This window comes from Microbacterium sp. A93, assembly GCF_051842835.1.
Genome location: NZ_JBPXMT010000004.1, coordinates 229,985 through 255,960, shown reverse-complemented (window position 1 = coordinate 255,960; position 25,976 = coordinate 229,985). Strand labels below are relative to the sequence as shown.

The window sequence follows — 25,976 nt, the reverse complement described above, 5'->3', positions numbered from 1 at the left end:
ACCATTGTTGCCACTGTTCTACCCTCGACATCCGACACGGACGCGCCCAGTGCAGAACCGCGCCAGCATCCCAGGGAACACTCAGGAATCGATAGTGTTGCTCCAGCACTCCCACTACCCGAAACTTGAGGAGCACCCGCATGCCCGTGTGGAAGATTCATGGCGACGGCCACACCGTCGCCCCCGGCGAAGTCGTCAAGCCAGAAGAGCGCCTGAATTGGCCCGCCACCTTCGCGATCGGCGCACAGCACATCGTCGCCATGTTCGGCGCCACCTTCCTGGTGCCGATCATCACCGGCTTCCCGGTATCGACGACTCTGCTCTTCTCTGGACTCGGCACCCTGCTGTTCCTGGTGATCACGCGCAACCGGCTCCCCAGCTACCTGGGCTCGTCGTTCGCCTTCCTCGCACCGATCACCGCGATCAACGCTGGCCAGTCACTCGAGACTGGCCAGCAGATCGCCCAGGCACTCGTCGGTGTGCTCGTCGTCGGCCTGTTGCTCGCTGGTATCGGCTTCCTGGTTCAGGCCGTCGGCAGCGGCTGGATCGACAAGCTCATGCCGCCCGTTGTCGCCGGATCCATCGTCGCGCTCATCGGCTTCAACCTCGCCCCTGCCGCCTGGAACAACTTCAACCTCGACCCGGTGCTCGCGACCATCACACTGTCGGCGACCATCCTGTTCAGCGTGCTGTTCCGCGGCTTCCTCGGGCGCATCTCGATCTTCCTTGGCGTGATCGTCGGGTACCTGGTCGGCGTGTTCACCGGAAAGGTCGACTTCCAGCCGATCGCGGATGCCGCATGGGTGGGCCTGCCCGAATTCCACCTCGCTGCGGTCACCGACCCGGAGGCGTGGAAGTTCGTCCCCATGTTCTTGCCGATCGTGCTCGTGCTGATCGCGGAGAACATCGGACACGTGCGAGGTGTCGCCACCATGGCGAACGACCCCTCGATCAACAAGCACACCGGTCGCGCGCTCATCGCTGATGGCCTCGCCACCACCCTCGCCGGCGGCTTCGGTGGATCCGCGACCACCACCTACGGCGAGAACATCGGCGTGATGGCCGCGACGCGCGTATATTCCACTGCCGCATACTGGGTCGCCGGCTTTGCTGCGATCCTGCTGGCGTTCTCCCCCAAGATCGGGATGATCTTCAACACGGTTCCCGCTGGTGTGCTCGGCGGTGTCACCACCGCACTGTACGGCCTGATCGGTGTCATCGGCATCAAGATCTGGGTCGACAACCGCGTGGACTTCTCACGTCCGGTGAACCAGTACACGGTCGCTGTCTCGTTCGTGATCGCGGTGGGCGGCTTCGCGATGAAGTGGGAGGGCTTCGAGCTCGGCGCCATCGTCATCGGCACGTTCGCGGCTCTGCTGGTCTACCACCTGGGCAACACGATCGCCCGTGCACGCAAGACCGGTGCGGATGACGGCGGCCCGATCCCCGCCGTCGGCCCTCTGGGCGGCGACCCAGAGTAGTGATCACGAAGGCCGGGCATCCATAGGTGCCCGGCCTTCGTCGTGTGCGGATGCCTCGGCACCAGGCGGAGCGTCCTGCTCAGCCGATGCGGCCGATCTCCGCGTCGGCGGCAACCATCGCGCCGACCGCGGCACCGTGCACCAGCGTCCCCGCCCGGTGCGCGGCGACCTGAGTCTCCATCTTCATCGCGTCGAGCACGGCGACGGCATCGCCCTCGGCGACAGTCGCGCCGTCATCGACAAGCCACCGCACGAGGCTGCCCGGAACGGATGCCCGCAGCGCGGCAGGATCGACCGTAGCGACGGCATCCGCTGTGACCGATCCGGCCGCAAATCCGCGCAGCAGGGCCGAGGGCACGCCCAGCATCACGCGACGTCCGTCGATCTCGACGGCGAAGCGCTGCAACGAGGCATCCTCGATCGGGGCCGGGCGCACCTGCGGCTCCAGACGAGGAAGCAGCGTGCTCTCGATCCACTGCGTGTGCACCGCGAAGGTCGCGGTTGCGAACTCGGGCTGATCGACAGCCAGCCGATCGAACGGGATCACCGTCGCCGGCCCCTCGACCGACAGTTCGCGCAGGGCCCGCCGGGCGCGCACGAGCGCCGCATCCCGGTCGCTGGCGTGCACGATCAGCTTCGCAATCATCGAATCGAACGCAGGCTGGACGGTGTCACCCGCCTCGATTCCGCTGTCCCAGCGGACGCCGGGACCACCGGGGATTCGCAGAGATTCGACGAGTCCAGGACTCGGCAAGAAGCCGCGCCCCGGATCCTCCGCGTTGATCCGGAACTCGAATGCGTGCCCCTGAGGCACCGGGGTCTCGGTGAACGACGGGCCGTGACCCTCGGCAATCCGGAACTGCTCGGCAACCAGGTCGACCCCGGTGACCTCCTCGGTCACCGGATGCTCGACCTGCAGACGCGTGTTGACCTCGAGGAAGGAGATCGTCCCGTCGGCCGCGAGCAGGAACTCGACCGTGCCCGCGCTGCGATACGCGACCTCCGCACAGATCCGACGGGCGGCATCATGGATCTGTGTGCGCTGCTCGACCGTCAATCCCGGAGCCGGCGCCTCTTCGATCAGCTTCTGATTACGACGCTGCATCGAACAGTCGCGGTCGCCGACGACCGTGATCGCACCGCGTCCGTCACCGAGTACCTGCACCTCGATGTGGCGAGGGCTCTCCAGAAAACGCTCAACAAAGCACTCGCCCCGGCCGAAGGCCACGACGGCCTCGCGGGTTGCAGCGTCGAACGCCTCGGCGACGTCGGCGAGGTCGCGCACGACCTTGAGTCCTCGGCCGCCACCGCCGAATGCCGCCTTGATCGCGATGGGCAACCCGTGCTGTTCAGCAAAAGCCACGGCGTCGGCAGGGCCGGCGAGAGGCTCATCGGTGCCAGCGGCGAGCGGCGCGTTCACTCTCTGCGCGATCCGACGCGCGGTCATCTTGTCACCGAGCGCATCGATGCTGTCCGGTGCCGGACCGATCCAGGTGAGACCAGCATCCTCGACTGCACGAGCAAACTCCGCGCTCTCGGACAGGAACCCGTAGCCAGGGTGCACGGCATCCGCCCCGGACGTCACTGCCGCACGCAGCACCGCCTCGATCGAGAGGTACGTCTCGGCGGCGGTCGCACCGCCCAGGCCGACGGCTTCATCGGCGAGACGGACGTGCATCGCATCGGCATCCTGGTCGGCGTACACGGCGACCGAGACGTATCCGGCTTCGGCGCACGCGCGGATCACGCGCACCGCGATTTCGCCACGGTTGGCGATCAGTACCTTCTTCATGACAGACCTTCTTCAATGCGAAAACGGATGCGCGCGCCGGGGGGCAGTTGTGCCGCAGTATCCAGACAGCGGTCGGTGAGCGCGCCGATGATCGGGTAGCCGCCGGTGAGCGGATGGTCGGGCAGGAACAGCACCGGCTGCCCATCGGGTGGCACCTGGATGGCACCGGTCACCGCGCCCTCGCTGGGCAGTTCGCCCTGCTCGGCACGCTCCAGCGGCACGTCGCCCTGCAGGCGGATGCCGACCCGATCGGAGCGAGGAGTGACGAGCCATTCCTGTCCGGTCAGGACTTCCAGCGCCGCCGCGGTGAACCAGTCATCACGCGGGCCGAGCGTGATCGTCAGCTCAACGAGGTCGCCGGATGCTGGCAGCTCTCGCGCCACCGGACGGGGGGCGACCGTATGCACGCCGGCATCGCCGATGGCGATGACATCGCCGGATGCGAGCGCAGCGGGCCCAAGTCCGGCAAGGGTGTCGCTGGCGCGGCTACCCAGAGCGGATGCCGCGGCGAATCCGCCACGGACGCCAATGACGTAGCGAAGTCCGTGGCTCGGGTGACCAAGGGCGAGGAGGTCGCCGTCAGCTGTGGCGAAGGGCTCACCGTGGCCAATCGTGCGGACGATGCCGTCAGCATCCGTCAGTGTGAGTGTGCCGATGGCACCCGTGACCGCGGCGACACCGTCACCGTGGAAGCGCAGCACCGCACCGCCGACGCTCTCGAGCACCGCGGCGGCGGGGTCGTTGCCCACCGCACGGTTCGCATCGCGCAGCGCCGTGCGGTCGGCGGCTCCGGATGCAGAGACGCCGAGGGCCGCATGCCCTGGCCGACCGGCATCCTGCACCAGCAGTTGCAGCGACGGGCGGACGATCTCGACGGTGACTCCCGTGGGAAGACCCAGACGACCTGGCGTGGCGCCGGCGTGGCGAGCAGCGACACCCCGACGACTCGCCAGGTCGTCTCTGTTTTCCGAGGTCTGCCCGACGATGGCGTCTCGCCCAGCCCGCTCGAACCGCACCGAGACACCCGGCGCGAGCAGCGCCGGCGGCTCTCGGTCGATGTCCCACATCACGGCATCCGTGCGTCCGATCAACTGCCAGCCGCCGGGACTCTCACGCGGATACACCCCGGTGAACTGTCCGGCCAGCGCCACCGAGCCAGCCGGAACGCGCGTGCGCGGCGACGACCTCCGCGGCACATCGAACAGCGGGTCACCGCTCACGACATAGCCGAATCCGGGCGCGAACCCCGAGAACGCGACCTGCCAATCGGCGGCCAGGTGCCGGTTCACGAGTTCCTCGGCAGAGACGCCCAGGAGCCCTGCGACCTCGGCGAGGTCCTCCCCGTCGTAGTGCACTGGAACCGTGACCTCGCGTGCATGCGTGGTGTGCTCGGCATCCACCTCGGTCGCTTCCAGCACTGCGGCCAGAGCGGCGGCAGAGGTCCGCACCGGATCGAATCGTACGAGCACCGTTCGCGCACCCGGAATTCGCTCGACGATGCCGGGCACACCATCCCAGGCGAGGTTCAGGCGCATCGCCTCGTCGAGGTCGGCGGCCTCGACGAGAAGCGTGCGATCGGATGCCGTAAGGATGCGCATCAGGCGAACGGGGCGATCGTGATGCCGGCGTCCTGCAGCATCCGCTTCGTCTCTGCGGCCATCTCGATCGATCCGGGGCTGTCACCGTGGACGCAGATCGACTGCGCATCGACGCGCACATCGGTGCCGTCGATCGCCCGGATGACGCCTTCGGATGCGAGTCGCACCATGCGCGCGGCGACCGCGGCGGCATCGTGCAGCACGGCCCCGTCCTGGGTGCGCGAGACGAGCTGCCCGTCGGGCAGGTACGCCCGGTCGGCGAAGGCCTCCGCGGCAACTGCGAGTCCGGCGCGGGAAGCGACATCCAGCACGACACCGCCGGCGAGGCCGAGCAGCACGAGGCTCGGATCGATCGCCTTGATAGCCGCGACCACATCGGCAGACTGCCGCTCATCGCGAGCGATGGCGTTGTACAGCGCACCATGCGGCTTCACATACGAGACCTTGCCGCCGACGGATGAGGCGAGACCCATGAGCGCGCCGAGTTGATACTCGACGTGCGCCTGTAGCGTCGCCGAATCGATCTCAACGTTCGTGCGACCGAAGTTCTCGTAGTCGCGGTAGCCGGGGTGGGCGCCGATCACGACGCCGCCCCGCACGGCTGCATCCAAGGTCTCGCGAATGCCTTCGGGGCTCCCGGCATGGAAGCCGCACGACACGTTCGCGCTCGTGACGATGCGCAGCATGCTCACGTCATCGCTGACGATTCGGCTGGGGACGTTCTCGCCGAGGTCCGAGTTCAAGTCGATGCTCACCACAGGATCACGCTCCGATTCCGAGGAAGGCGAAGATGGGGCCGACCGAGACGATACCCATATACCAGGTCAGCAGGGTGACCAGCGTACCTGCGATCAGCAGCACCAGCGGGTACTTGCGTGTTCCAAGCAGGTCTCGTCGGAACCAGCCGATGTACATGAACACGGTGAGACCGATCGGCAGGATGAGCCCGTTGAAGCCACCGACGAACACCAGGATCGCTGCGGGGGCAGTTCCGATCGACAGGTACACGATCAGCGAGACGACGATGAACGCCACGGTCGCGAGCTGCAGCGGCCAACCAGCTGCGAGTCGGCGGTTGAACGCCGAGAGGAACGTCGCCGATGTGTAGGCCGCGCCGATGACCGAGCTGAGGGCTGCGGCCCAGAAGATCGCGCCGAAGATGCGCAGGCCGGCGTCTCCCAGCACAGCCCCGAAAGCTTGGCCGGCGGGGTTTGCCGCCTGGCTGGAAAGGTCAAGCGCAACACCGGAGGCGACGACACCCAGGATCGCCAGGAACAGCACGTAGCGCATGATGCCGGTGATGATGATGCCGTTCGCAGCAGCGCGCATGACACGGCCGGCGTGCTGAGGTCCGGTCTGGCCGGAATCGAGGTAGCGGTGCGCACCCGAGTAGGTGATGTATCCGCCGACGGTGCCACCCACGATCGTGGTGATGGTGGCGAAGTTCAGCTCGTCCGGAAGGATCGTCTGTCGCAGCGCGTCACCGATCGGAGGCTGCGCAAGGATCGCGACAATGACTGTCATCACGATCATGCCGACACCCAGGACGACCAGCACGATGTCCATCACTTTGCCGGCCTTCTTGACCAGGAAGATGATGATTGCCAGCGCAGCGGTCAGCATCCCGCCGATCTTCGGGTCAATGCCCAGCAGTGCGTTCAAACCGAGGCCACCACCGGCGATGTTTCCGATGTTGAAAGCAAGGCCACCGATCAGGACGAGGATCGCGATCAGGTGCCCAGAGTAGGGAATCGCTGCGTTCGCGAGCTCGCCGGCGCGCTTACCGGACGACGTGATCATCCGCCAGACGTTCAACTGCACGGCGATGTCGATCAGCACCGAGACGAGAATGGCGAATGCGAACGCGGATCCCATCTGGGCGGTGAAGGTCGCGGTCTGCGTGATGAAACCGGGGCCGATGGCGGATGTCGCCATCAGGAAGATCGCGCCGATGACGGCGCTGCGGCCGACGCGCTTCTTTACGGCGGCGAGCTGCGATTCAGTCTGAGATTGCTCGGACATGGAGGGGATTCCCATCGTCATTGTTGGGTGTCGGATGACACCGAGTGTAGAACAAGTTCAAGCTGATTGTTCTACAACTATGTTTCCGGCATGCTACGCGCGCCGCGCCAGGCGCATAATATGAAGGCGTGATCCAACAGGGAGTATTAGCCGATGTGCTGCGACAGAGCATCATCGATGGTGATTTCGCCCCAGGCTCCCGCCTGTCCGAATCGGCATTGGCCGAACGATTCGAGGTGTCGCGCAACACGCTGCGCGAGGCGTTCCGAGTACTGGCAGAGCAAGGGCTCATCGAGCACATCCCGAATCGCGGCGTCTCGGTCGCGGCTCCCACGATCGCTGACGTCATCGACATCTATCGCGCACGCCGCATCATCGAGGGCACGGCACTTCGCCAGTCAGAACCGGAGCATCCGTCGGTGCAACTGATGAAGGATGCCCTCGCTGAAGCCGAACTCCACCTGCCCCGTGAGGAATGGCGCCGCGTGGGCAGCGCGAACATGGCCTTCCACGATGCGATCGTGGCGCTCGCCGACAGCCCCCGGCTTGCCCGCACCTACCGGAACCTGGCCGCGGAACTGCGACTGGTGTTCCTCGAGATCGATGATCCGCGCGCGCTGCACGAGCCGTTCGTTCGCAAGAACCGCGTGGTGCTGGCTGCACTGCTCGACGAAGGACCGGATGCTGCGGCCGATGCGCTGGAGCGATACCTCATCCAGTCCGAGCGCCTCGTACTGGGAGCGTTCGCCCGAATGGGCCACGCCTAGGCGGGAATAGATCACGGATGCCGACCGTTCCACCTCACATGAACGAAAAACTTGCCGCGGCAACCACAATGGGAGCCGTCACCCTGCTCGTCGGTGACCTCGACGCAATGACCGCGTTCTACCGCGACGTCATCACGCTCCAGGTGCAGAGCGCCGCGCGCGACTCGGTAGTGCTCGGCCGCGCGGGGACGCCGATCGTGATCCTCCAGCACGAGCCGACACTCGCCCACGCGGCGACCGGCTCCGCAGGTCTGTTCCACACAGCCATCGTGTTCGAATCGCAGGCAGCGCTCGCATCCGCTCTCCTCTCGGTCGCTCAGCGCGCGCCGCAGACCTTCACCGGCAGCGCCGACCACCTGGTCAGCCAGGCGTTCTATCTCACCGACCCCGAAGGCAACGGCATCGAGCTGTACTGGGACCGCGACCGCTCGGAGTGGTCATGGACGCACGGCGAAGTTGAGATGGCCACCCTCTACCTCGACCCGAACACGTTCCTGAAGGAGCATTTCACCGAGGAGACGCCCACCGACTCGGACCCCGCGCAGATCGGACACGTGCACCTCTCGGTCGGCGACGTCGCCACCGCCCGCGAATTCTATGTGGACCGTCTCGGCTTCGACGCCACCGCATCCCTCGGCAACCAGGCGCTGTTCGTGAGCGCGGGCGGGTATCACCATCACATGGCGATGAACGTCTGGAACTCGCGTGGTGCAGGCCCGCGGATGCCGGCGCTCGGCCTCGGTCAGGTGGATCTCGCCTTGCCGAACGCGGATGCACTCGGCGAGCTGAACGAACGGCTCACACACTTCGGCACCCAGGTGCAGGACGATGGGCAGTCGCTGAGTTTCCTCGACCCTTGGCACAACACGCTGAAGGCGCAGCTGGCCTGATCTCGGACGAACGACGGGCCTCACGCCGAAGCGCGCACCACCAACTCGGTCGGCAGAATCGTGGTCTGCGGCGGCTCTCCGCCGTTCAGGCGCGACATCAGCACTGCTGCCATCGTCTCGCCCATCGCGTACATCGGCTGGCGCACCGTGGTCAGCTGGGGAACGCTGCTGAGCGCGACCGCTGAATCATCGAAGCCCACAATGGCGATGTCCTCCGGCACGCGGATCCCCTTGGCGCGCAGCACGGTCAGCGCACCGCGCGCCATGAGGTCGCTGGCGATGAAGATCGCATCCGGCACCCCCACTTCGAGGATGCGCCTGACGGCCTCGCCGCCGCTCTCCTCACTGAAGTCGCCCTCGGCTTCGGCGAACGGTGTGAGCCCCGCTTCCGAGAGCACATCGCGAAAGCCCTGCACGCGATCGAGCGAAGCGATCATCGTCAATGAACCGGAGATCGTCGCGACGCGCTTTCTCCCGATGTCGATGAGGTGCTGGGTGGCTGCGCGCGCCGCCGCGACGTTGTCGACATCGACGACGTAATCGCTGGGGCGAGGATGCGCCGAGCGGCCGCCGAACACCACCGGCACAGCATCCGCGATCTGCTCGATGAATGCATCGCTGGTGTGGTGCGAGACGATCAGCGCACCATCAACGCCCCCATTGCGCACGAAACTGGCCATCTTCGCGCCGGGGTCGTCACTGGCGATGAGTAAATTCAACAGGTAGTCGGATCCGCCGAGAGCACTGGTGATACCCGCAACGATCGACGCGAAGAAGGGCTCGCCGAAGAAGCGCGTCGTGTCTTCCGGAACAATCAGCGCGATCGCATGCGTCTGCCGGGAGGCGAGCGAACGGGCCGCCCGATTGGGCACATAGTTGAGCGTCGCGATCGCCGTCCGCACGGCTTCGAGCGCCTCAGGGCTCACCGCTGTCGAGCCGTTGACGACACGTGACACCGTCGATCGTGACACTCCGGCGGCAACCGCCACCTCTTCGATGGTCGCGCGTGGCGGCACAGCTCTCCCTTTCTCCGTGCGTTCAGAGAGAACGAGCGGCGATGATCCGAGCGTACTCCCGACCACTGTCCTTGATGCTGCGTTCCTGGGTGTCGTAGTCGACGCGCACGATACCGAAACGCTTGTCATAACCCCAGGCCCACTCGAAGTTGTCGAACATTGACCAGTAGAAGTACCCGCGCACGTCGACGCCGGCTTCCGCCGCATCCAACACTGCGCCCAGGTGCAGACGCAGGAACTCGGTGCGATCGGCGTCGTGCACGCGCGCTTCGCCCTCTTCCCGGATCATGACGTCGTCGTAGGCCGCGCCGTTCTCGGTCATGTAGAGCACGGTGCCAGCAGGCTGGGCGTACTCCGTCCAGATGCGCTCGAGCAGGCGGGTGAGACCCTCCGGCTGCACCTCCCAGTTCTGGGCGGTGCGTGCGAGCCCGCGTTCCACAGAATGGATGCCTTCGCTCGACGGATACGGGCTACGCCCCTTCCGCTCGGTTGAGGGCCCACCCGAGACCGGTGGGACCGCCGGAGCGGTGCCTGCCAAGAAGTCCCCGTGGTAGTAGTTCACTCCCTGCGTGTCGATCTTCTGCGAGATCGTCTCGAGGTCGCCGTCGTGGATCGCCGCCTCGAACTGCGCCACCGCACCCGCATCGACCGCGCGGATGTCTTCGATGATGTCAGCCGGGTACTCGCCACGGTAGATCGGGTCGAGGAACCAGCGGTTGAACTGACCGTCCACGCGACGCGCAGCGTCGACGTCGGCCGGGTTCTGCGGATCTGCCGGGTCGGTCACCGTGTGATTGAGCGTGATGCCGAGGTCGAGCGATGCGTCGCGGCCGCGCAACTCGCGGATCGTCGCACCATGCGCGAGCAGCTGGTGGTGCGCGGCGAGCAGCCCTTCGGCGATGCTCGTGTGCCCCGGCGCATGCTCGCCGCCGGTGTAGGAGAGAAACGACGAGCACCACGGCTCGTTCAGTGTGGTCCAGACGTTCACGCGATCGCCGATCACGTCGTGCATGGTGCCCGCGTACTCGAGGAAGCGATCGACGCTGTCGCGGTTCGTCCAGCCACCGTTCTCCTGCAGCGCCTGCGGCATGTCCCAGTGGTAGAGCGTCAGCCACGGCAAGATGTCGGCGCCGAGCAGCTCGTCGACCAAACGACTGTAGAAGTCGACTCCGACCTGGTTCACCGCGCCGCCGTCCGGGCGCACCCGTGACCACGACGTGGAGAAGCGGTAGGTCTGCAGGCCGAGCTCCTTCATGAGCGCGACGTCCTCGGGGTAGCGGTGATAGTGATCGCATGCCACATCCCCGTTGTCACCGCCGATGACGGCACCCGGCACGCGCGCGAAGGCATCCCAGATCGAGTCCGTGCGGCCGTCCTCGTGGGCGGCGCCCTCGATCTGGTACGCCGCGGTGGCCGCACCGAAGAGGAAGTTCTTGGGGAAGGACCGGGTCATAGGGCTCATCCTTTCACCGCGCCCGCCATGATGCCACTGACCAGCTGCTTGCCTGCGACCACGAAGAGGATCAGCAGGGGCAGGGTTGCGAGCACCGCACCGGTGAGCACGATCGAGTAGTCAACGTAATAGCCGGACTGCAGCTGGCTCAGCGCCGTCTGCAGTGTCGGATTCTGCGGCGAGAGCACGATGAGCGGCCAGAGGTAGTCCGTCCACGCCGTCATGAAGGTGAACAGTCCCAGAATGGCCATCGCGGGCCGTGCGGCGGGAAGACCGACAGTGAGGAAGGTGCGGAACTGATTTGCACCATCCATGCGTGCGGCTTCGATGAGCTCGTCCGGGATGACATCGACGAGGTACTGGCGCATGAAGAACACACCGAACGCGGTGACCAGCGTCGGCACGATGACGGCACCGATCGATCCGGTCCAGCCCAGCTCGCGCATCACCATGAACAGCGGGATGATCCCGAGTTGGGTCGGGATCGCCATGGTCACGATGACAAAGATCATCAGGCCGTCGCGGCCCTTGAACCGCAGCTTCGCGAACGCGTAGCCCGCAAGCGTGGAGAAGGTCACGACCGAAAGTGTGATCACGCTCGAGATGACGAACGAGTTGCCCAGTGCCAGCCAGAACGGGATGGCGTCGAACACCTTGGCGGCGTTGGCGAAGAAGTTGCCACCGGGGATCATCGGCAGCGTTTCGCCGCGGGTGGAGTTCGTGCCACTGGCGACGACGACCGACCACCACAGCGGGTACACGCTGCCGATGATAAACGCGGCCAGCAGTCCGTAGGTGAGGAATCCGGGACGACTGCCGATGCCAGCATTGCCGCCCGTTATGCCTCGACGACGCCTGATCTTCTCGGGCACACTCAGTGCCTGGGTGGCGCTCATCGAGTCAACTCCTTCGCGTTACGGCGGGCGCGACGTCGCGCAGCCCTGTTCTTGGGTGCGTCACCCGTCGAAATGCTCCTCGAGATGAGGAAGTTGATCACGCCGATTCCGATGATCAGAAGGAACAGCAAGATCGCGACGGCGGATGCTTCGCCCAGATTCCGGCGGAAGAACGCCATCTCCCAGAGGAACAGCACCGTGGTCTGGAACTGGCGGTCACTGCCGCCGATGCCGCCGGCAGTGGAGACGTCGAACAGTCGCGGCTCGGCGAAGATCTGCAGACCCCCGATGGTCGCTGTGATGATCACGAAGATGAGGGTCGGTCGGATCGTCGGGATCGTGATCGAAACGAAGCGCCGGATGGGGCCTGCGCCGTCAAGGGCGGCGGACTCGTAAAGGTCACGCGGCACCGCCTGCATCGCGGCGAGAAGAATGAGTGCGTTGTACCCGGTCCAGCGGAAGTTGACCATCGTGGCGATCGCGACGTGCGAGAGGAAAGTGTCGTGCTTCCACTCCTGATCGACGATGCCGATCAGGTTCAGCAGGTTGTTGGCGAGTCCGTCAGCCTCGCTGAAGATGCTGGAGAAGATGATCGCGACAGCGACGGGCGTGACGACGAAGGGAATGAGGATGCTCATACGCCAGAACGTCGGCGCGCGGAGTCCGCGGTCCAGCAGGTAGGCAACGATCAGGGCGACCGCAAGCTGCGGGATCGCGGAGAGCAAGAAGATGCTCAGGGTATTGGAGATCGAGTTCCAGAACATGCTGTCGCCGAGGATCTCGACGAAGTTGCCGAATCCGACGAAATCTCCCTCGCCCTTGAGCAGATCCCAGTCGTGCACGGCAACGTAAACCGTGTAGATGAGGGGGAACAGCCCGACGATGCCGAACACCAGGAAGAACGGCGAGATATAGAAGTAGGGCGAGGCCTTCTGATCGAACCGGGATGCGCGATGACGCCAGGAGGGTTTCGCCGTGACTGTCGGACGTCGACGAGATGCCGTGTCCTGACGCTGCTCGGGCGGAGCGGTAAGTGTCATTGTTTCTTCCTTGTGTGCCGTCTTGGTGCGCAATGCATGAGCAGTGCTGTGACAGGCTCGGTGGCCGGCTGACCGGTCACCGAGCCTGTCGAAGGATCAGCCGACGAGCTCGTTCAGGAGCGAGATGGCCTCATCCCATGCCTGCTGAGTGTTCGACTCCCCACGGTCAAGACCGCTCAGAGGCGGACCGAACACGTTCTCCTGAATGACGGAGTCATCGGCACCCTTGAACTGCGCGACGATGCCCTTCGCGCGCTCCGCAAGGATCGCGCCGGTCGGTGCACCGTTGAAGAGTTCGTTCGGCGTCGCGGCAGCTGCGATCTCTTCCTGCGCCGCGATCGTCGACGGGAAGTTACCAGCAGCCGTGGACTGCTTCACCTGCTGCGCCGGCTGCGTCAGCCAGTCGGCGAGGGCCGCGGCTGCTTCCTTGTGCTCCGAACTCTCCGGAACAGTGAGGAATGCGCCACCCCAGTTGGTCGCACCCCCAGGGAACACGTCGGCGAAGTCCCAGCCCGTCGACGCGTCACCGCCACCTGATTCGAGCTTGCCGGCGATGTTTCCCAGCATCCATCCGGGGCAGACGAACGTCGCGAAGCTGCTGTCGACGAACGACTTGCCGCCGTTCCAGTCCCATGCGGCCTCCGCCGCGGACTGTCCACCCTCGGTCGCTGCCCCCAGCAGCTCGAAACGTTCCTTCATCTCAGCGTTGCCTTCGATGTTCAGCTCACCGTCGGCGGTGTAGTAGCCCTCCTCCATCTGGTTGACCATCGCGTTCCAGACGAATCCGGAGTGGTCGTACCACGCCTTGCCGGTCTTCTCGGTGTAGTCGGCGCCGACGGCGAAGTAGTTCTCCCAGTCGCCGGTGAGCAGCTCTGCGACGGATTCGCGGTCGCTGGCGAGCCCTGCGGCTTCGAAGGCAGGGCCGTTGTAGCAGATGCCACTCGGACCGATATCAGTGCCGTAGCCGATCACGCGCCCTTCGGCGTCAGTTCCCTGGTCGTACTTCCACTCCAGCCAGTCGCCCTTGCGATCTTCGATGCCGTAGTCACGCAGGTCGACGAAGATGTCAGAGACATCCATAATGGCGCCGAGCCAGCCTTCTTCGATCGCGACGACGTCGCTGAGTCCGCCGCCCGCACCGATCTTCGTGAAGGTGTCGGTGCGCGCGTTGCCGCCGGTGTCGATGTTGGATGCTTCGATCTTGATGTTCGGGTTGGCGGCCTCGTATTCCTTGTAGAGGTCGTCGTAGCCGAAGACGCCGAACGTTGTGACGGACAGGGTGATCTGCTCGTCGGTGTCGGCGCCTGCGTCTGCGTCGCTGGCGCCAGACGAGCACCCGGCGAGGGCGAGGGCAGAGATGGATGCGAAGGCTGCTGTGGTCAGTATGCGTCGGCGGGCACGTGTATTCACGGTCACTCCTTTGTGAGAGATGGTGCAGTGGTTGGGCATTTGGGTTTCACGTGGGAGCGCTCCCACGTGTTGTTGAGCAACCATATGGGAGCGCTCCCACGATTGTCAAGCGCAGAGCCGTCTCAGGACGCTGGAGTACGATCTTTCAGTGCCCTCCGCCGAACTCTCCCCTGCTCTGGCCCATGCCGAATCCCTCATCCGCAGCATCCCGGACTACCCAGAACCCGGCATCCTGTTCCGTGACATCACCCCGCTGCTGGCGGATGCTAACGCGCTCCGCGCCACGACCGAGGCGATCATCGCGCCCTTCATCGGACAGTTCGACGTCATCGCCGGCATCGAGGCCCGCGGGTTTCTGATCGCCAGCGCTGCCGCCATCGTCGCAGGCGTCGGCCTGATTCCGATCCGCAAAGCGGGCAAGCTTCCTCGCCCCGCGGCATCCATCGACTACGCCCTGGAATATGGCACGGCGACGATTGAAATGCACGACGATCTGCCAGCAGGCTCACGCGTGCTGCTCATCGACGACGTGCTCGCCACCGGAGGTACGCTTGCCGCCGGGCGTCAGCTGATCGAGCGACTCGGGTCGCACGTCGCAGGCATCTCCGTGCTCTTCGAGATCGAAGGCCTCGGCGGGCGTGAGGTCGCCGGCGACCTGCACACGGTCTTCCACTCCTGACAGCAAAGCGGCCCCCACCCGAAGGTGAGGGCCGCATCTGACTGGTCAGATCACTCGTAGAGAACCGCGGCGATCTTCGGGTCCTCGATGTTCGTGGCGTCGTACCAGTACGAGCCGGTGTCGTAGAACTCGTCGACGGCCTCGCCGTTGGCTGCGTCGTACGCCGCCTGAACGACCTGAGCGCCGATACCGATCGGGTCCTGAGTGATGGCACCGGCCATGGTGCCGTCCTTGATGGCGTTGATCTGCGCAGCTCCGGAGTCGAAGCCGATGATCGTCAGCTTGCCTTTCTCCAGGCCGAGCTCGCCAACCGCGTTGACGACGCCAATGGCGGAGCCTTCGTTGGTGCCGTAGATGCCGGCGAGGTCGGGGTGCGCGGCGATCATAGCCTTGGCGATGTCTGCCGACTTCAGGTGGTCACCGTCGCCGTACTGGATGTCGACGATCTCGATGTTCGGGTACTCGGCCTCCATCTGGTTGACGAATCCATCGCGACGCTCGACACCGGTCGAGTTGATCTGCGAGTGACCAACGATCGCGACCTCGCCTTCGCCGCCGATGATCTCAGCCATGTGATCTGCAGCCAGCGCGCCGGCGACTTCACTGTCGGTTGCCGCCAGGCTCAGGCCGACATCACCGTCGCAGGGGGCGTCGAAGTAGACGACCGGAATATCGTTCGCTGCCGCCTTCTCGAGCGGGGCGACACAGGCTTGGGGGTCCAGAGCCGCATACCCGATGGCATCCGGGTTCTTGTCGATCGCCGTGGTGAGCATCTCGAGCTGCTGCGCGAGCTCGGTCTCCGCGGCCGGGCCTTCGAACGTGATGCGAACACCGAGCTCTTCGGCCTTCTCCTCTGCACCCTGTTTGACGGCCTGCCAGAACTGGTGCTGGAAGCCCTTCGAAACGAGGGCGATGTACATCTCGTCGCTGCTGCCGCCGCCGTCAGTGCCGGCGCCCTCATCGATGACGTCGCCGCTGCCTGCGCAGCCCGCCATCACAAGCGCGGATGCGGCCACGAGTGCCGCGAATGCGGTCTTCTTGCCAAATCGCATGGAAACTCCATTGTTCTGTGGGTGTCGATCTCACGACCGACGATGTGGACATTCCGGTGGTGTGTGCCGGTGCGGATCACTCCGCGGTTTTCGGCCGAAGCCGATCGTGATGGTGGCGGGCACGGGGATCGCCACCACCCGAGGATCAATTTCGCTGGCGGTTGCGCAGCGAGTCGAGGAACACTGCCAGCAGCACGACGACGCCGACGACGACGTTCTGCCACTCGGTCTGGATCGACAGGATGCGCAGGCCATTGACGAGCACACTCATGATGAGCGCGCCGATCACGGTGCCGATGATGGAGCCTCGTCCGCCCAGCAGTGAGGTACCGCCGATGATCACCGCGGCGATCGCCTGCAGTTCGTATCCGGTTCCGATCTGCGGCTGAGCCGAATCCAGCCGTGAGGCGATGATGACACCCGCGATGCCGGTGAAAGCGCCCGCGAACATGTAAATGAGGATCGTCCAGCGGCGAGTGTTCACACCCGACAGGCGCGTCGCTTCCTCGTTGGAGCCGATCGCGAAGGTGTAACGACCCAGCAGCGTCTTGGACAGCACGATGAACGCGACGATCGCAAGAGCTGCGGTGATCAACACGGCGTTAGGGATGCCCGGGATGATCGTGCCCAGTGCGATCTTCTTGAAGTCCGGCGCTGAGGTGGAGAAGTAGATCGGTGCGACCCCGGAGATGACCAGGGCAAGGCCGCCGGCGATCATCATCATGGCCAGCGTCGCGATGAACGGCGGCAGGTTCAGGTAGGTGACGTTCACACCGTTGACGAGCCCCATCAGCACACCCGTGGCGATGCCGCCGAGCACACCGAGCCAGACCGGCAGACCCATGTTGGTGATGAAAACACCGGTCATCACCGCGCACAGCGCCATACCGGTGCCGAGCGACAGGTCGATACCGCCAGTGATGATGACGAACGTGGTGCCAAGGGCGAGGATGCCGATGACCGCTGTCGACAGCAGCACCGTGGCGATGTTGCTGAACGTGAAGAAGCTCGGGCTCGCGATCGAGAAGAAGATCACCAGCACGATGAGCGTGCCGAACGCCAGTGACTGCTGCACCTGACGCTTGAGGAAGCCGCCGATATCGCGTTTGTCGGTGTTTTCTGTGACGGCCTGCTGGATGACGGTCGTCGTCGATCCGGGCTGCTGTGGGGTACTCATCAGTCTTCCTCCCCGTGGGCTGCAAGTTGCATGATCTTCTCCTGGCTGGCTTCTTCGTTGCGGAGCGTGCCGGCGATCCGACCGTTCGCGAACACTGCGATACGGTTGGCGACGCGCAGAATCTCTGGTAGCTCCGACGAGATGACGATGATGGACTTTCCGGCGTCAGCGAGCTGCTGCATCAGCCGGTAGATCTCTTCCTTCGCGCCGACGTCGATTCCTCGAGTCGGCTCATCGAAGATGAGGATGTCGCAGTCGCGCATCAGCCAACGGGCGATGACGACCTTCTGCTGGTTTCCGCCCGACAGCAGCTTGACCATCTGATTGACCGAGGGCGTCTTCACGCGCAATTGCTGCACGTACTCCTTGGTCTGGTTCTTCGCTTTGCTGTCGCCCATCCAGCCGATCGCGTTGGCGTAGCGGCCGAGGGATGCCAGGACGGTGTTGAACGTGACGTCCTGCTCGAGCATGAGACCGAGCTTCTTGCGATCCTCGGAGAGGTAGCCGACACCGCGCTTCACGGCATCCTCGGGCTGGCGAATCTTGGCCTCTCGACCATTGATGGAGATGGTCCCTGCGCTGCGCGGATCGGCGCCGATCACGGCGCGGGCTGTCTCGGTGCGACCTGCCCCCATGAGGCCGGCGAACCCGAGGATCTCGCCCCGCCGCAGTTGGAAGCTGACATCCTTCAGGAGCGACTTGGTCGACAGATTCGCCACGTCGAGAACGACGGGGTCGTTCGCGTGATCGCGTGCCGTCGGTCGCGTTCCCTCATCGATGACACGACCGACCATCATCTCGATGATCTTCGGGATGCTGATCTCGCTCTTCTCGAGTGATCCGATGTATTGACCGTCGCGAAGCACGGAGACACGATCAGCGAGACGGCGAAGCTCGTCCATACGGTGTGAGATGTAGACGATGGCGGTGCCGTTCGCCTTGAGTTGCTCGATCAGGCGGAAAAGTGTCTCGACCTCGCTGTCGGTGAGAGCCGACGTCGGCTCATCCATGATGAGGACCTTGGCGTCGAAGGAGAGCGCCTTGGCGATTTCGACCATCTGCTGCTCGGCAACCGTGAGCTCTCCCACACTCTGCTTCGGGTTGAGCGCAATACCCAGGCCCTTCAGCAGTTCGGCAGTCTGTCGGTTGAGCGTCCGCTCGGACAGCAGCAGCCCCAACTTGGGCTCCCGACCAATGAAGATGTTCTGCGCGACGGTGAGGTCGGGCATCATATTCAGTTCCTGGTGGATGATCGTGATGCCGAGCTGCTGCGCCTGAAGCGGGCTGGTCAGCTCAACCTGCTCGCCCTCAAAGGTGATCGTGCCCTCGTCACGCATGTAGATCCCGGAGAGGATCTTCATGAGCGTCGATTTACCGGCGCCGTTCTCACCCACGAGCACGAGCACTTCACCAGCGCGCACCTCGAGGTGCACGTCTTGGAGTGCTTGCACCCCGGGGAAGCCCTTACTGATGCCTTCCACTCGGAGAATGGGATCGCTCATATGTTCACCTGCCCCCTTGAAGGTCGTTGTCTGTCATGATGCGTGGACGCTGTACGTGCCGTCTTAAACATCGGATCAATTCTCTATCAGCATCCGCTTCGATGCAAGTTGTATCTGAATGTACCTAACGATGCCATGCCCATGCTAAACCTGTAATAACAACTTGGTCACAGATGCGCGCGGATGCGCAGAGACGGGAATGAAAATGCTCATTGGTGCGCACGGACTGGTCTTCACCGGAACCTTCGACGAGGCGGGCCTGCGGCGCGCGATCGAGGGGACCAAGAATGCCGGCTTCGATCTCATCGAGATCCCCCTCATGGATGCCGCAGCCTTCGACTCGGAACTCGCCGGGCGGATGCTGCGCGACAACGACCTCGCCGTGACGGCGTCCCTCGGCCTGACAGCGGCAACTGACCTCACCAGCGAAGACCCCGCCGTCGTCGCCGCGGGTGTATCGACGCTGGAGCGCTGCCTCGACCACGTCGCCACGATGGGCGGCGAAGTGCTGTGCGGCGTCATTTACTCGGCGATGGGCAAGTACATGACGCCCGCGACGCCGAAGGGCATCGCGAACAGCCAGGCCGCAATCTCGGACCTTGCGGCAATCGCGGCCGAGCGCGGCATCCGCCTGTCGCTCGAGGTTGTGAACCGCTATGAGTCGAACGTCTTCAACACTGGTCGTGGCGCATTGGGGTTCATCGAGGGCATCTCCGGTGATGTCAGCGTGCATCTGGACACGTACCACATGAACATCGAGGAGTCCGACTTCTTCCAACCCGTGCACGACGTCGCGAAGGCCGGGAAGCTCGGCTACGTACACATCGGTGACAGCCACCGCGGATACCTCGGCACCGGCACCGTCGACTTCGCGACGTTCTTCCGCGCACTGCACGACGTCGCCTACGACGGACCCGTCGTGTTCGAGTCTTTCTCCTCGGCCGTGGTCAGCGCCGAACTCAGCAACACCCTCGGCATCTGGCGCAACCTCTGGCAGGACTCCGACGACCTCGCCGCGCACGCGAACCGCTACATTCGCGACGCACTGCACGCCGTGGGCACGATCGATCTGCACTGATCCCCACGCGGGCATCCGGTCGGGCACCTTCACGCGGAGGGATGCCCGACGACACCCTTGCGCAGCAGCGCGTTGCCGTACTTGCGCGTCTCGCCGGTGCGCACGATGAGGTACGCGGCCTCGGCGATGTCGTAATAGGCGAAGCGCTCGACGAACTGGGTCGTCTCGAGCGTTGTTCCGGCGGCGGCCATGAGCTCGCGCTGGACGTCGAGAATCTCGCCGTCGGCCGAGGCCATCAGGTCGAGTCCCGGTGCATCGTCCAGCGGGATCACCGAGCGGATCGCGGCAAGGACCTCGGGCGTCGTCGTCCCCGGCAGATCGATGGCGCGTTCTCCTAGTCCCCAGGCCGGGAAGTGCGCGTCCGCGATCACGACGGCATCGGAGTGCCCCATCCGGTCGAGGTGCAGCAGCAGCTCACCGGTCAGCAACGGGTTGATTCCTTCGAGCATGGTTTCTCCTTTTACTCCCGTCGATTCACTCGGGGATGAGATCTTCGGCGACGAGCTCATCCCAGAATGCGGCGGGGATTTCGGCGGCGGCGAGCGCCGCGTTCTGACGTACCTGTTCCGGGCGAGAGCTGCCAACAACAACCGAGCGGGTCACCGCATCCCTCAGCGGGAATTGCATGGCGGCAGCCGGCAGCAAGACGTCGTGCGCGCGGCAGACGGCGACGATGCGCTGCAGACGGTCCCAGATGTCGTCGGGCACCCCGCCGTACTCGTAGCGACTATCGCGGGTGGGCTCAGCCTTCGCGAGCAGGCCGGAGTTGAAGACGGATGCCGCGACCACCCCGGTGCCGCGTTCGCGACAAGCTGGCAGCACCTGGGCGACGGCCGGCTGCTCCAGCAGCGTGTAGCGGCCGGCGATCATGACGATGTCGAGGTCGGCCTCGCGCACCGAACGGGCGAGCGCCGCACTGGTCATGGCCCCGACACCGATCGCACTGACAGCCCCCTCGGCCCGCAATTGCTCGAGGGCGGGGAACGCTTCAGCCAGCGCGAGGTCGAGGTCGTGCCGCTCTGGATCATGCAGGTAGACGAGGTCGATCCGGTCGAGCCCCAGGCGCTCCCGCGATTCGTCGAGGGAGGTGCGGATGCCCGCATCCGAGAAGTCCCACACTCGCTGCAGATCATTCGGCACAAAGAAGTCGTTGTCAGTGTCGAGTCCGCCGTCGAAATCGGGATTGGCACGCAGCAGACGACCGACCTTGGTCGAGACCACGAACTCGTCGCGCGGCTTGGTCTGCAAGAACGCCCCGAGGCGACGCTCGGAGAGTCCGAGCCCGTAGTGCGGTGCGGTGTCGTAGTAGCGGATGCCGCTCTCCCACGCAGCCTCCAGCACCGCCCAGGCCTCGGCATCCGTCAGTGCACGAAAGAGATTGCCGACGTTTGCTGCGCCGTACCCGAGAGCCGGGATGTTCCACTCAGTCCGTGACATGCGCACCCGTCCAGGCATACTTCGCGATGCTCTCCGCCTTCATCTCCATGCTGACACCCGCAGCAATGGGCGGCATGTAGGAACCACCCTGAATGTCCGTCGGAACGACGAAATGCTCATGCAGGTGATCGACGTACTCGATCAGGCGCCCCTCTCGTGTGCCGGTGATGGCAACGAAGTCGAACATCGACAGATGCTGCACTGCTTCGCACAGGCCGACGCCGCCGGCGTGCGGGCAGACGGGCACCCCGAACTTCGCCGCGAGCAGCAGGTTGGCGATGTTCTCGTTGACGCCCGCGACGCGCACCGCGTCGATCTGCATGACCTCGATGGCGTTCGCCTGCAGCAGCTGCTTGAAGATCACCCGGTTCTGAGCGTGCTCGCCGGTTGCGACGCGAATCGGAGCGATGCCGCGGGCAATCTCGGCGTGGCCGAGAACGTCATCGGGGCTGGTGGGTTCTTCCACCCATGCCGGGTTGAACTCGGCGAGAGCGCCGACCCATTCGATCGCCTCGGAGACTTCCCAGCGCTGGTTCGCGTCGATCGCGATCGGGAAGTCAGGGCCAAGCACCTCACGTGCCTTGCGGAAGCGGCGGATGTCGTCGTCGAGGTCGGCACCGACCTTGAGCTTGATCTGTGTGAAGCCATCGGCGAGGGCCTCGCGCGCCAAGCGCTCGAGCTTCTCATCGGAGTATCCGAGCCAACCGGGACTGGTGGTGTAGCCGGGGTAACCGGTGGCGAGCAATTCGGCCTCGCGCTCTTCACGTCCGGGGACGGCGGCACGCAGGATCTCGAGCGCCTGCTCGGGTGTGAGTGCGTTGGTGAGGTAGCGGAAGTCGACGAGCGAGACGATCTCCTCGGGCGTCATCCGCGCCAGCAACTGCCACAGCGGCAGGCCCGCACGCTTGGCTTTGATGTCCCAGAGCGCATTGATCACCGCGCCGATGGCCATATGCATGACGCCCTTCTCCGGGCCTAGCCAGCGCAGCTGCGAGTCGCCGATGATGTCACGGAAAGTCGTCCCCATGTCATCCAGGAGCGGCTCGATCTCGCGTCCGACGAGATGACCTGCGAGCGCATCGATGCCGGCGACCTGCACATCGTTGCCACGACCGATCGTGAAGACGAACGAGTGGCCAGCGATGTCATCTGCGGCGTCGGTGCGGATGATCACGTATGCCGCCGAGTAGTCGGGGTCAGGGTTCATGGCATCCGAGCCATCCAGGCTCAATGAAGTCGGAAAACGGATGTCAGTGGTCTCGAGTGCGACGATGCGGCTCACGGGGGTTCCTCTCCTGGTGCAGCACGAAGTTTCTGCACGGATCTCTTGGAGTGTAAACATCGGATGTCTATACTGTCAATCAGACATGCCGCCCGACTGCGGCTCCCCAACGAGGTAGGAGAACCATGAAGTTCGCGCGGCTTGGCGCCCCTGGATCCGAAATTCCCGTCCTGGTTGACGGTGATCGCCACCTCGACCTGCGACCGGTGACATCCGATGTGAACGGGGATTTTCTGTCCGGAGATTTCCGTTCGCGAGTGGCGGCAGCCCTCGCCGCCGGCGAGCTCGACGAGCTTGAGGGTGCCGCAGATCTGCGCATCGGCGCTCCCATCGCACGACCCAGCGCCGTCATCTGCATCGGCATGAACTATGCCGCCCACGCGGCCGAATCCGGTTCCGAGCCACCGAAGATTCCGATCATCTTCCTGAAGACACCGAACACAGTGGTCGGACCGAACGACAACGTGACGATTCCCCGAGGTAGCGAGAAGACCGACTGGGAGGTCGAGCTCGGCATTGTGATCGGCAAGCGCGCCGCGTATCTCGACAGCACCGAGGAGTCACTCGATCACGTCGCGGGATTCGTCGTCGCCAACGACGTCTCCGAGCGCGCCTTCCAGATGGACGTTTCTGGGGGGCAGTGGTCGAAGGGCAAGATCGCCGCCGGCTTCAATCCCACCGGCCCCTGGCTGGTCACCCCCGACGAGGTCGATCATCAGAACCTGGGCCTGCGCAGCTTCGTGAACGGCGAATCCCGCCAGGATTCGAACACCCGCGACATGATCTTCTCGATCGAACACATCGTGCACCACCTGTCGCAGTACGTGACGCTCGAGCCCGGCGACCTCATCCTCACCGGCACGCCGCAGGGCGTGGCACTGTCGGGCAAGTTCCCCTATCTGAAGGCCGGCGACGTGGTCGACATCGAGATCGATGGCCTCGGTCATCAGCGCCAGAACTTCGTGGCATGGGAGGCGCAGAAATGACCGCTCCGCTCGCTCAGGGCTCGGCCCTCGAGGGCCTCGTTGCGATCGTCACCGGCGGTGCATCCGGGATCGGCGACGCGATCGCGAAGCGACTGCACGCCGACGGAGCGCAGATCGCTGTGCTTGACCGTGACCCTTCCGGTGCCGACGAGCGCTTCGCCGCGTTCACCGCTGACGTCTCGGATCGCGCCAGCGTGGATGCTGCGGTCACCGCCGTCGCCGAGAAATTCGGACGCATCGACATCGTCGTGAACAACGCCGGCATCGGCGCGACCGGCGACATCAGCGCGAACGACGATGAGGAGTGGGCGCGGGTACTCTCGGTGAACGTCACCGGCATCGCCCGCGTGACCTCGGCGGCACTTCCCTGGCTACGGAAGTCGCCAGCTGCGGCGGTGTGCAACACGGCATCCATCGCATCCTCTACCGGCTTGCCGCAGCGTGCGCTGTACACCGCATCCAAGGGAGCGGTCTCCGCGCTCACCCGCGCGATGGCTGCCGATCACCTGCGTGAGGGCATCCGGGTCAACGCCGTCAACCCCGGCACCGCAGACACCCCGTGGGTCGGACGCCTGCTCGGCCAGGCGGATGACCCCACCGCTGAGCGCGCGGCGCTCGAGGCGCGTCAGCCGCATGGCCGCCTGGTCAGCCCGGATGAGGTCGCCGCGGCCGTGGCGTACCTGGTCTCCCCGTCCGCCGGGTCGACGACCGGCACCTTCATCGAGGTCGACGGCGGCATGGCGCAGCTGCGCCTGCGCGCGGAGTAGGCGCAGACGCGCGGGGCCGCGGGCGCGGGGCCGCCGCCCGCGCTACCCGATCCCGTAGAACCGCTCCGCGCCCCGCCAGAGAATCGCGTCGGTGTCGAGATCGCGAGACGCGGCCCAGGATGCCACGGCATCCGTCCACGCGGGGATGGCAGCAGGATCAATGGTCGCTGCATCCCCGGCTGCACGCACCGCCGACACCGGCCAGTCGCTTCCGATCATCAGTCTGTCCGGCCCGAACGCCGCGAGCGCGACGTCGAGGAAGGGCACCATCTGCGCGGCATCCCATGCTCCACCGGCCTCGGCCGGAAGCCCGGAGAGCTTGCAAAACACCTGGGAGTTCGCGGCGAGCGCGTGCATCCCATCCGACCACTGCGTCGACGGTGCGACCGGTGCCTCAGCCGTGCCGACCGACGGCTTACCGAGGTGGTCGAGCACGACCCGCAGCTCGGGCAGCTCCGCAGCGAGGGCCGCCACATCACGCAACTGCGCTGTCCCTCGAACGCACGCGTCGAACGTCAGGTCCCGTTCCACGAGTGCAACCGCTCCGGCACGGAACTCGGTCGTCCCGGCGAAACCGGCTGGCTCCCCCTGCAGCAGGTGACGCACGCCGACGACGAGCGGCTTGGCTGCCACGGCATCCAGGTATTCGAGCGTCGCTGCGCCACAATCGAGCCGTGCGCCGGCGACGATTCCCCGCACATTCACCCGTGATGCCAGCGAGGTCACCCACTCGACCTCGTCGAGGTACTGGTCCTCGGCGCTACCGGCCTGCACGAAGACGAAGCCACGTGCGTCACTGAGGCCGCCCACAGCGGCAGCCAACTCGTCCGCATCGAACCGCGCCCGCAGCGGACCGGTGAGCCAGTCATAGTCAAGACGGGCCGGATCCCAGAGGTGCAGGTGTGAGTCGAGAACGCGCATGAGCCCATCCTGCCGCAGACATCCGATGATTGGCTAGAATGACGCTATGGCTGTCACTGACGAGGCGATCGAGAAGATCAAAGCGATGATCGTGTCTGGAGCGCTCTCCCCCGGAGACCGTCTCCCACCCGAGAAGGAACTCGCCGAGCGGCTCGGACTCTCCCGTAATTCCATGCGCGAAGCAGTCAAGGCGCTCGAAGTAATCCGAGTTCTCGATGTACGCCGTGGCGACGGCACCTATGTCACGAGCCTGGAGCCGCACCTGCTCCTGGAAGCCATCTCATTCGTCGTCGACATGCACGATGACGACTCGATGCTCGAGATCTTCGCCGTGCGGCGGATGCTGGAATCTCAGGCCACTGGCCTGGCCGCCACGCTCGGCTCGCACGAAGCGATCGACGCACTGCATCAGGAACTCGACAGTGTCGGCGCCGCGGTGACGATCGACGAACTGGTCGAACATGACATCCGCTTCCACCGCGACATCGTCCGCATGGCCGGCAACACCTATCTCGCCAGCCTCATCGAGAACCTCAGCAGTCAGACGGTACGCGCACGAGTGTGGCGCGGTCTCACCGAGCAGGGAGCGGTCGAGCGCACGCTATCGGAGCACCGAGCCATTGCCGAAGCGATCGCCCAGCACGATCCGAGCCTTGCGACGTCCCTCGCCACAGCGCATATCGCCGGCGTCGAGCGCTGGCTGCGTCAGGCCGCGGCCGACGCCTGACCC

Annotated in this window: 24 protein-coding genes; 8 read left to right on the top strand and 16 right to left on the bottom strand. The window is 65.0% G+C overall.

The window, feature by feature from the left end:
* The first annotated feature begins 140 nt into the window (after nt 1-140).
* Nucleotides 141-1,481, top strand: a complete 1,341-nt coding sequence (locus tag ACSU1G_RS12240) for a uracil-xanthine permease family protein (RefSeq protein WP_439280229.1) — start codon at nt 141-143, stop codon at nt 1,479-1,481.
* 79 nt (nt 1,482-1,560) lie between these two features.
* On the opposite strand, the gene ACSU1G_RS12235 is transcribed toward ACSU1G_RS12240, so the two are convergent.
* From ACSU1G_RS12235 to ACSU1G_RS12220, 4 genes are read right to left on the bottom strand one after another with little or no spacing between them, the layout of a single operon-like run.
* The gene (locus ACSU1G_RS12235; RefSeq protein WP_439280228.1) at nt 1,561-3,273 is read right to left on the bottom strand and encodes an acetyl/propionyl/methylcrotonyl-CoA carboxylase subunit alpha; all 1,713 of its coding nucleotides are present in this window, start codon (nt 3,271-3,273) and stop codon (nt 1,561-1,563) included.
* Nucleotides 3,270-4,871: a carboxyltransferase domain-containing protein gene (locus ACSU1G_RS12230; protein ID WP_439280227.1), complete on the bottom strand. Its 1,602-nt coding sequence runs from the start codon at nt 4,869-4,871 to the stop codon at nt 3,270-3,272. Before ACSU1G_RS12230 ends, ACSU1G_RS12235 begins: the two co-directional genes overlap by 4 nt.
* Nucleotides 4,871-5,629, bottom strand: coding sequence for a LamB/YcsF family protein (locus ACSU1G_RS12225; protein ID WP_439280226.1), 759 nt, complete (start codon nt 5,627-5,629; stop codon nt 4,871-4,873). The genes ACSU1G_RS12230 and ACSU1G_RS12225 overlap by 1 nt, the downstream gene beginning before the upstream one ends.
* Before the next feature lie 4 nt (nt 5,630-5,633).
* Nucleotides 5,634-6,893, bottom strand: a complete 1,260-nt coding sequence (locus tag ACSU1G_RS12220; protein WP_439280225.1) for an NRAMP family divalent metal transporter — start codon at nt 6,891-6,893, stop codon at nt 5,634-5,636.
* Between the two features lie 128 nt (nt 6,894-7,021).
* Between ACSU1G_RS12220 and ACSU1G_RS12215 the strand changes: the two genes are divergently transcribed.
* Both ACSU1G_RS12215 and ACSU1G_RS12210 read left to right on the top strand, forming a co-directional pair.
* Nucleotides 7,022-7,660 carry a GntR family transcriptional regulator gene (locus tag ACSU1G_RS12215; protein ID WP_439280224.1) on the top strand — a complete coding sequence of 213 codons (639 nt, stop codon included), beginning with the start codon at nt 7,022-7,024 and terminating at the stop codon, nt 7,658-7,660.
* Between the two features lie 38 nt (nt 7,661-7,698).
* Nucleotides 7,699-8,550 (top strand): VOC family protein, encoded by an 852-nt coding sequence (locus ACSU1G_RS12210; RefSeq protein ID WP_439280223.1) that lies wholly within the window; start codon nt 7,699-7,701, stop codon nt 8,548-8,550.
* Between the two features lie 20 nt (nt 8,551-8,570).
* Here the strand turns inward: ACSU1G_RS12210 and ACSU1G_RS12205 are convergent, their stop codons facing one another.
* The 5 genes from ACSU1G_RS12205 to ACSU1G_RS12185 form a co-directional block, all read right to left on the bottom strand.
* Nucleotides 8,571-9,566, bottom strand: coding sequence for a LacI family DNA-binding transcriptional regulator (locus tag ACSU1G_RS12205; protein ID WP_439280222.1), 996 nt, complete (start codon nt 9,564-9,566; stop codon nt 8,571-8,573).
* 22 nt (nt 9,567-9,588) lie between these two features.
* Complete coding sequence (locus ACSU1G_RS12200; RefSeq protein WP_439280221.1) at nt 9,589-11,019, bottom strand: GH1 family beta-glucosidase; 1,431 nt, start codon at nt 11,017-11,019, stop codon at nt 9,589-9,591.
* A gap of 5 nt (nt 11,020-11,024) precedes the next feature.
* Nucleotides 11,025-11,915, bottom strand: a complete 891-nt coding sequence (locus tag ACSU1G_RS12195; protein WP_439280220.1) for a carbohydrate ABC transporter permease — start codon at nt 11,913-11,915, stop codon at nt 11,025-11,027.
* Nucleotides 11,912-12,955 carry a carbohydrate ABC transporter permease gene (locus ACSU1G_RS12190; protein WP_439280219.1) on the bottom strand — a complete coding sequence of 348 codons (1,044 nt, stop codon included), beginning with the start codon at nt 12,953-12,955 and terminating at the stop codon, nt 11,912-11,914. The genes ACSU1G_RS12195 and ACSU1G_RS12190 overlap by 4 nt, the downstream gene beginning before the upstream one ends.
* 96 nt (nt 12,956-13,051) lie before the next feature.
* Nucleotides 13,052-14,365, bottom strand: a complete 1,314-nt coding sequence (locus ACSU1G_RS12185; protein ID WP_439280218.1) for an ABC transporter substrate-binding protein — start codon at nt 14,363-14,365, stop codon at nt 13,052-13,054.
* 148 nt (nt 14,366-14,513) lie between these two features.
* On the opposite strand from ACSU1G_RS12185, the gene ACSU1G_RS12180 reads away from it, so the two are divergent.
* Entirely contained in the window at nt 14,514-15,044 is a 531-nt protein-coding gene (locus tag ACSU1G_RS12180) for an adenine phosphoribosyltransferase (protein ID WP_439280217.1), read from the top strand.
* A gap of 50 nt (nt 15,045-15,094) precedes the next feature.
* On the opposite strand, the gene ACSU1G_RS12175 is transcribed toward ACSU1G_RS12180, so the two are convergent.
* The 3 genes from ACSU1G_RS12175 to ACSU1G_RS12165 all read right to left on the bottom strand — a co-directional run bounded on the left by ACSU1G_RS12175 (nt 15,095) and on the right by ACSU1G_RS12165 (nt 18,775).
* Nucleotides 15,095-16,096, bottom strand: a complete 1,002-nt coding sequence (locus tag ACSU1G_RS12175) for an ABC transporter substrate-binding protein (RefSeq protein ID WP_439280216.1) — start codon at nt 16,094-16,096, stop codon at nt 15,095-15,097.
* Between the two features lie 145 nt (nt 16,097-16,241).
* Nucleotides 16,242-17,273, bottom strand: a complete 1,032-nt coding sequence (locus tag ACSU1G_RS12170) for an ABC transporter permease (protein WP_439280215.1) — start codon at nt 17,271-17,273, stop codon at nt 16,242-16,244.
* Nucleotides 17,273-18,775 carry a sugar ABC transporter ATP-binding protein gene (locus ACSU1G_RS12165; protein WP_439280214.1) on the bottom strand — a complete coding sequence of 501 codons (1,503 nt, stop codon included), beginning with the start codon at nt 18,773-18,775 and terminating at the stop codon, nt 17,273-17,275. The genes ACSU1G_RS12170 and ACSU1G_RS12165 overlap by 1 nt, the downstream gene beginning before the upstream one ends.
* A gap of 199 nt (nt 18,776-18,974) precedes the next feature.
* Between ACSU1G_RS12165 and ACSU1G_RS12160 the strand changes: the two genes are divergently transcribed.
* A complete protein-coding gene (locus ACSU1G_RS12160; protein WP_439280213.1) occupies nt 18,975-19,853 on the top strand; it encodes a sugar phosphate isomerase/epimerase family protein in 879 nt (292 codons plus the stop codon).
* Nucleotides 19,854-19,882: 29 nt separating this feature from the next.
* Here the strand turns inward: ACSU1G_RS12160 and ACSU1G_RS12155 are convergent, their stop codons facing one another.
* Genes ACSU1G_RS12155 through ACSU1G_RS12145 form a run of 3 tightly spaced genes read right to left on the bottom strand, consistent with a single transcriptional unit; the run spans nt 19,883 to nt 22,572 of the window.
* The gene (locus ACSU1G_RS12155; RefSeq protein WP_439280212.1) at nt 19,883-20,302 is read right to left on the bottom strand and encodes an RbsD/FucU family protein; all 420 of its coding nucleotides are present in this window, start codon (nt 20,300-20,302) and stop codon (nt 19,883-19,885) included.
* Nucleotides 20,303-20,327: 25 nt separating this feature from the next.
* Nucleotides 20,328-21,290, bottom strand: coding sequence for an aldo/keto reductase (locus ACSU1G_RS12150; protein ID WP_439280211.1), 963 nt, complete (start codon nt 21,288-21,290; stop codon nt 20,328-20,330).
* Nucleotides 21,277-22,572, bottom strand: coding sequence for an L-fuconate dehydratase (locus ACSU1G_RS12145; RefSeq protein WP_439280210.1), 1,296 nt, complete (start codon nt 22,570-22,572; stop codon nt 21,277-21,279). The genes ACSU1G_RS12150 and ACSU1G_RS12145 overlap by 14 nt, the downstream gene beginning before the upstream one ends.
* 125 nt (nt 22,573-22,697) lie before the next feature.
* On the opposite strand from ACSU1G_RS12145, the gene ACSU1G_RS12140 reads away from it, so the two are divergent.
* Nucleotides 22,698-23,558, top strand: coding sequence for a fumarylacetoacetate hydrolase family protein (locus tag ACSU1G_RS12140; protein WP_439280209.1), 861 nt, complete (start codon nt 22,698-22,700; stop codon nt 23,556-23,558).
* Entirely contained in the window at nt 23,555-24,325 is a 771-nt protein-coding gene (locus ACSU1G_RS12135; RefSeq protein ID WP_439280208.1) for an SDR family NAD(P)-dependent oxidoreductase, read from the top strand. Before ACSU1G_RS12140 ends, ACSU1G_RS12135 begins: the two co-directional genes overlap by 4 nt.
* A 42-nt stretch (nt 24,326-24,367) precedes the next feature.
* Here the strand turns inward: ACSU1G_RS12135 and ACSU1G_RS12130 are convergent, their stop codons facing one another.
* Entirely contained in the window at nt 24,368-25,246 is an 879-nt protein-coding gene (locus tag ACSU1G_RS12130; protein WP_439280207.1) for an amidohydrolase family protein, read from the bottom strand.
* A gap of 46 nt (nt 25,247-25,292) precedes the next feature.
* Between ACSU1G_RS12130 and ACSU1G_RS12125 the strand changes: the two genes are divergently transcribed.
* Nucleotides 25,293-25,973, top strand: a complete 681-nt coding sequence (locus ACSU1G_RS12125) for a FadR/GntR family transcriptional regulator (protein WP_439280206.1) — start codon at nt 25,293-25,295, stop codon at nt 25,971-25,973.
* The last annotated feature ends 3 nt before the right edge of the window (nt 25,974-25,976 follow it).

Bases quoted from the DNA above. Each gene is read 5' to 3' on its own strand.
- ACSU1G_RS12195 (WP_439280220.1), bottom strand. From the start codon at position 11,915: ATGAGCGCCACCCAGGCACTGAGTGTGCCCGAGAAGATCAGGCGTCGT.
- ACSU1G_RS12230 (WP_439280227.1), bottom strand. From the start codon at position 4,871: ATGCGCATCCTTACGGCATCCGATCGCACGCTTCTCGTCGAGGCCGCC.
- ACSU1G_RS12160 (WP_439280213.1), top strand. From the start codon at position 18,975: ATGAAAATGCTCATTGGTGCGCACGGACTGGTCTTCACCGGAACCTTC.
- ACSU1G_RS12175 (WP_439280216.1), bottom strand. From the start codon at position 16,096: ATGCGATTTGGCAAGAAGACCGCATTCGCGGCACTCGTGGCCGCATCC.
- ACSU1G_RS12210 (WP_439280223.1), top strand. From the start codon at position 7,699: ATGAACGAAAAACTTGCCGCGGCAACCACAATGGGAGCCGTCACCCTG.
- ACSU1G_RS12165 (WP_439280214.1), bottom strand. From the start codon at position 18,775: ATGAGCGATCCCATTCTCCGAGTGGAAGGCATCAGTAAGGGCTTCCCC.
- ACSU1G_RS12125 (WP_439280206.1), top strand. From the start codon at position 25,293: ATGGCTGTCACTGACGAGGCGATCGAGAAGATCAAAGCGATGATCGTG.
- ACSU1G_RS12235 (WP_439280228.1), bottom strand. From the start codon at position 3,273: ATGAAGAAGGTACTGATCGCCAACCGTGGCGAAATCGCGGTGCGCGTG.
- ACSU1G_RS12200 (WP_439280221.1), bottom strand. From the start codon at position 11,019: ATGACCCGGTCCTTCCCCAAGAACTTCCTCTTCGGTGCGGCCACCGCG.
- ACSU1G_RS12190 (WP_439280219.1), bottom strand. From the start codon at position 12,955: ATGACACTTACCGCTCCGCCCGAGCAGCGTCAGGACACGGCATCTCGT.
- ACSU1G_RS12140 (WP_439280209.1), top strand. From the start codon at position 22,698: ATGAAGTTCGCGCGGCTTGGCGCCCCTGGATCCGAAATTCCCGTCCTG.
- ACSU1G_RS12135 (WP_439280208.1), top strand. From the start codon at position 23,555: ATGACCGCTCCGCTCGCTCAGGGCTCGGCCCTCGAGGGCCTCGTTGCG.
- ACSU1G_RS12130 (WP_439280207.1), bottom strand. From the start codon at position 25,246: ATGCGCGTTCTCGACTCACACCTGCACCTCTGGGATCCGGCCCGTCTT.
- ACSU1G_RS12150 (WP_439280211.1), bottom strand. From the start codon at position 21,290: ATGTCACGGACTGAGTGGAACATCCCGGCTCTCGGGTACGGCGCAGCA.
- ACSU1G_RS12170 (WP_439280215.1), bottom strand. From the start codon at position 17,273: ATGAGTACCCCACAGCAGCCCGGATCGACGACGACCGTCATCCAGCAG.
- ACSU1G_RS12240 (WP_439280229.1), top strand. From the start codon at position 141: ATGCCCGTGTGGAAGATTCATGGCGACGGCCACACCGTCGCCCCCGGC.
- ACSU1G_RS12220 (WP_439280225.1), bottom strand. From the start codon at position 6,893: ATGTCCGAGCAATCTCAGACTGAATCGCAGCTCGCCGCCGTAAAGAAG.
- ACSU1G_RS12155 (WP_439280212.1), bottom strand. From the start codon at position 20,302: ATGCTCGAAGGAATCAACCCGTTGCTGACCGGTGAGCTGCTGCTGCAC.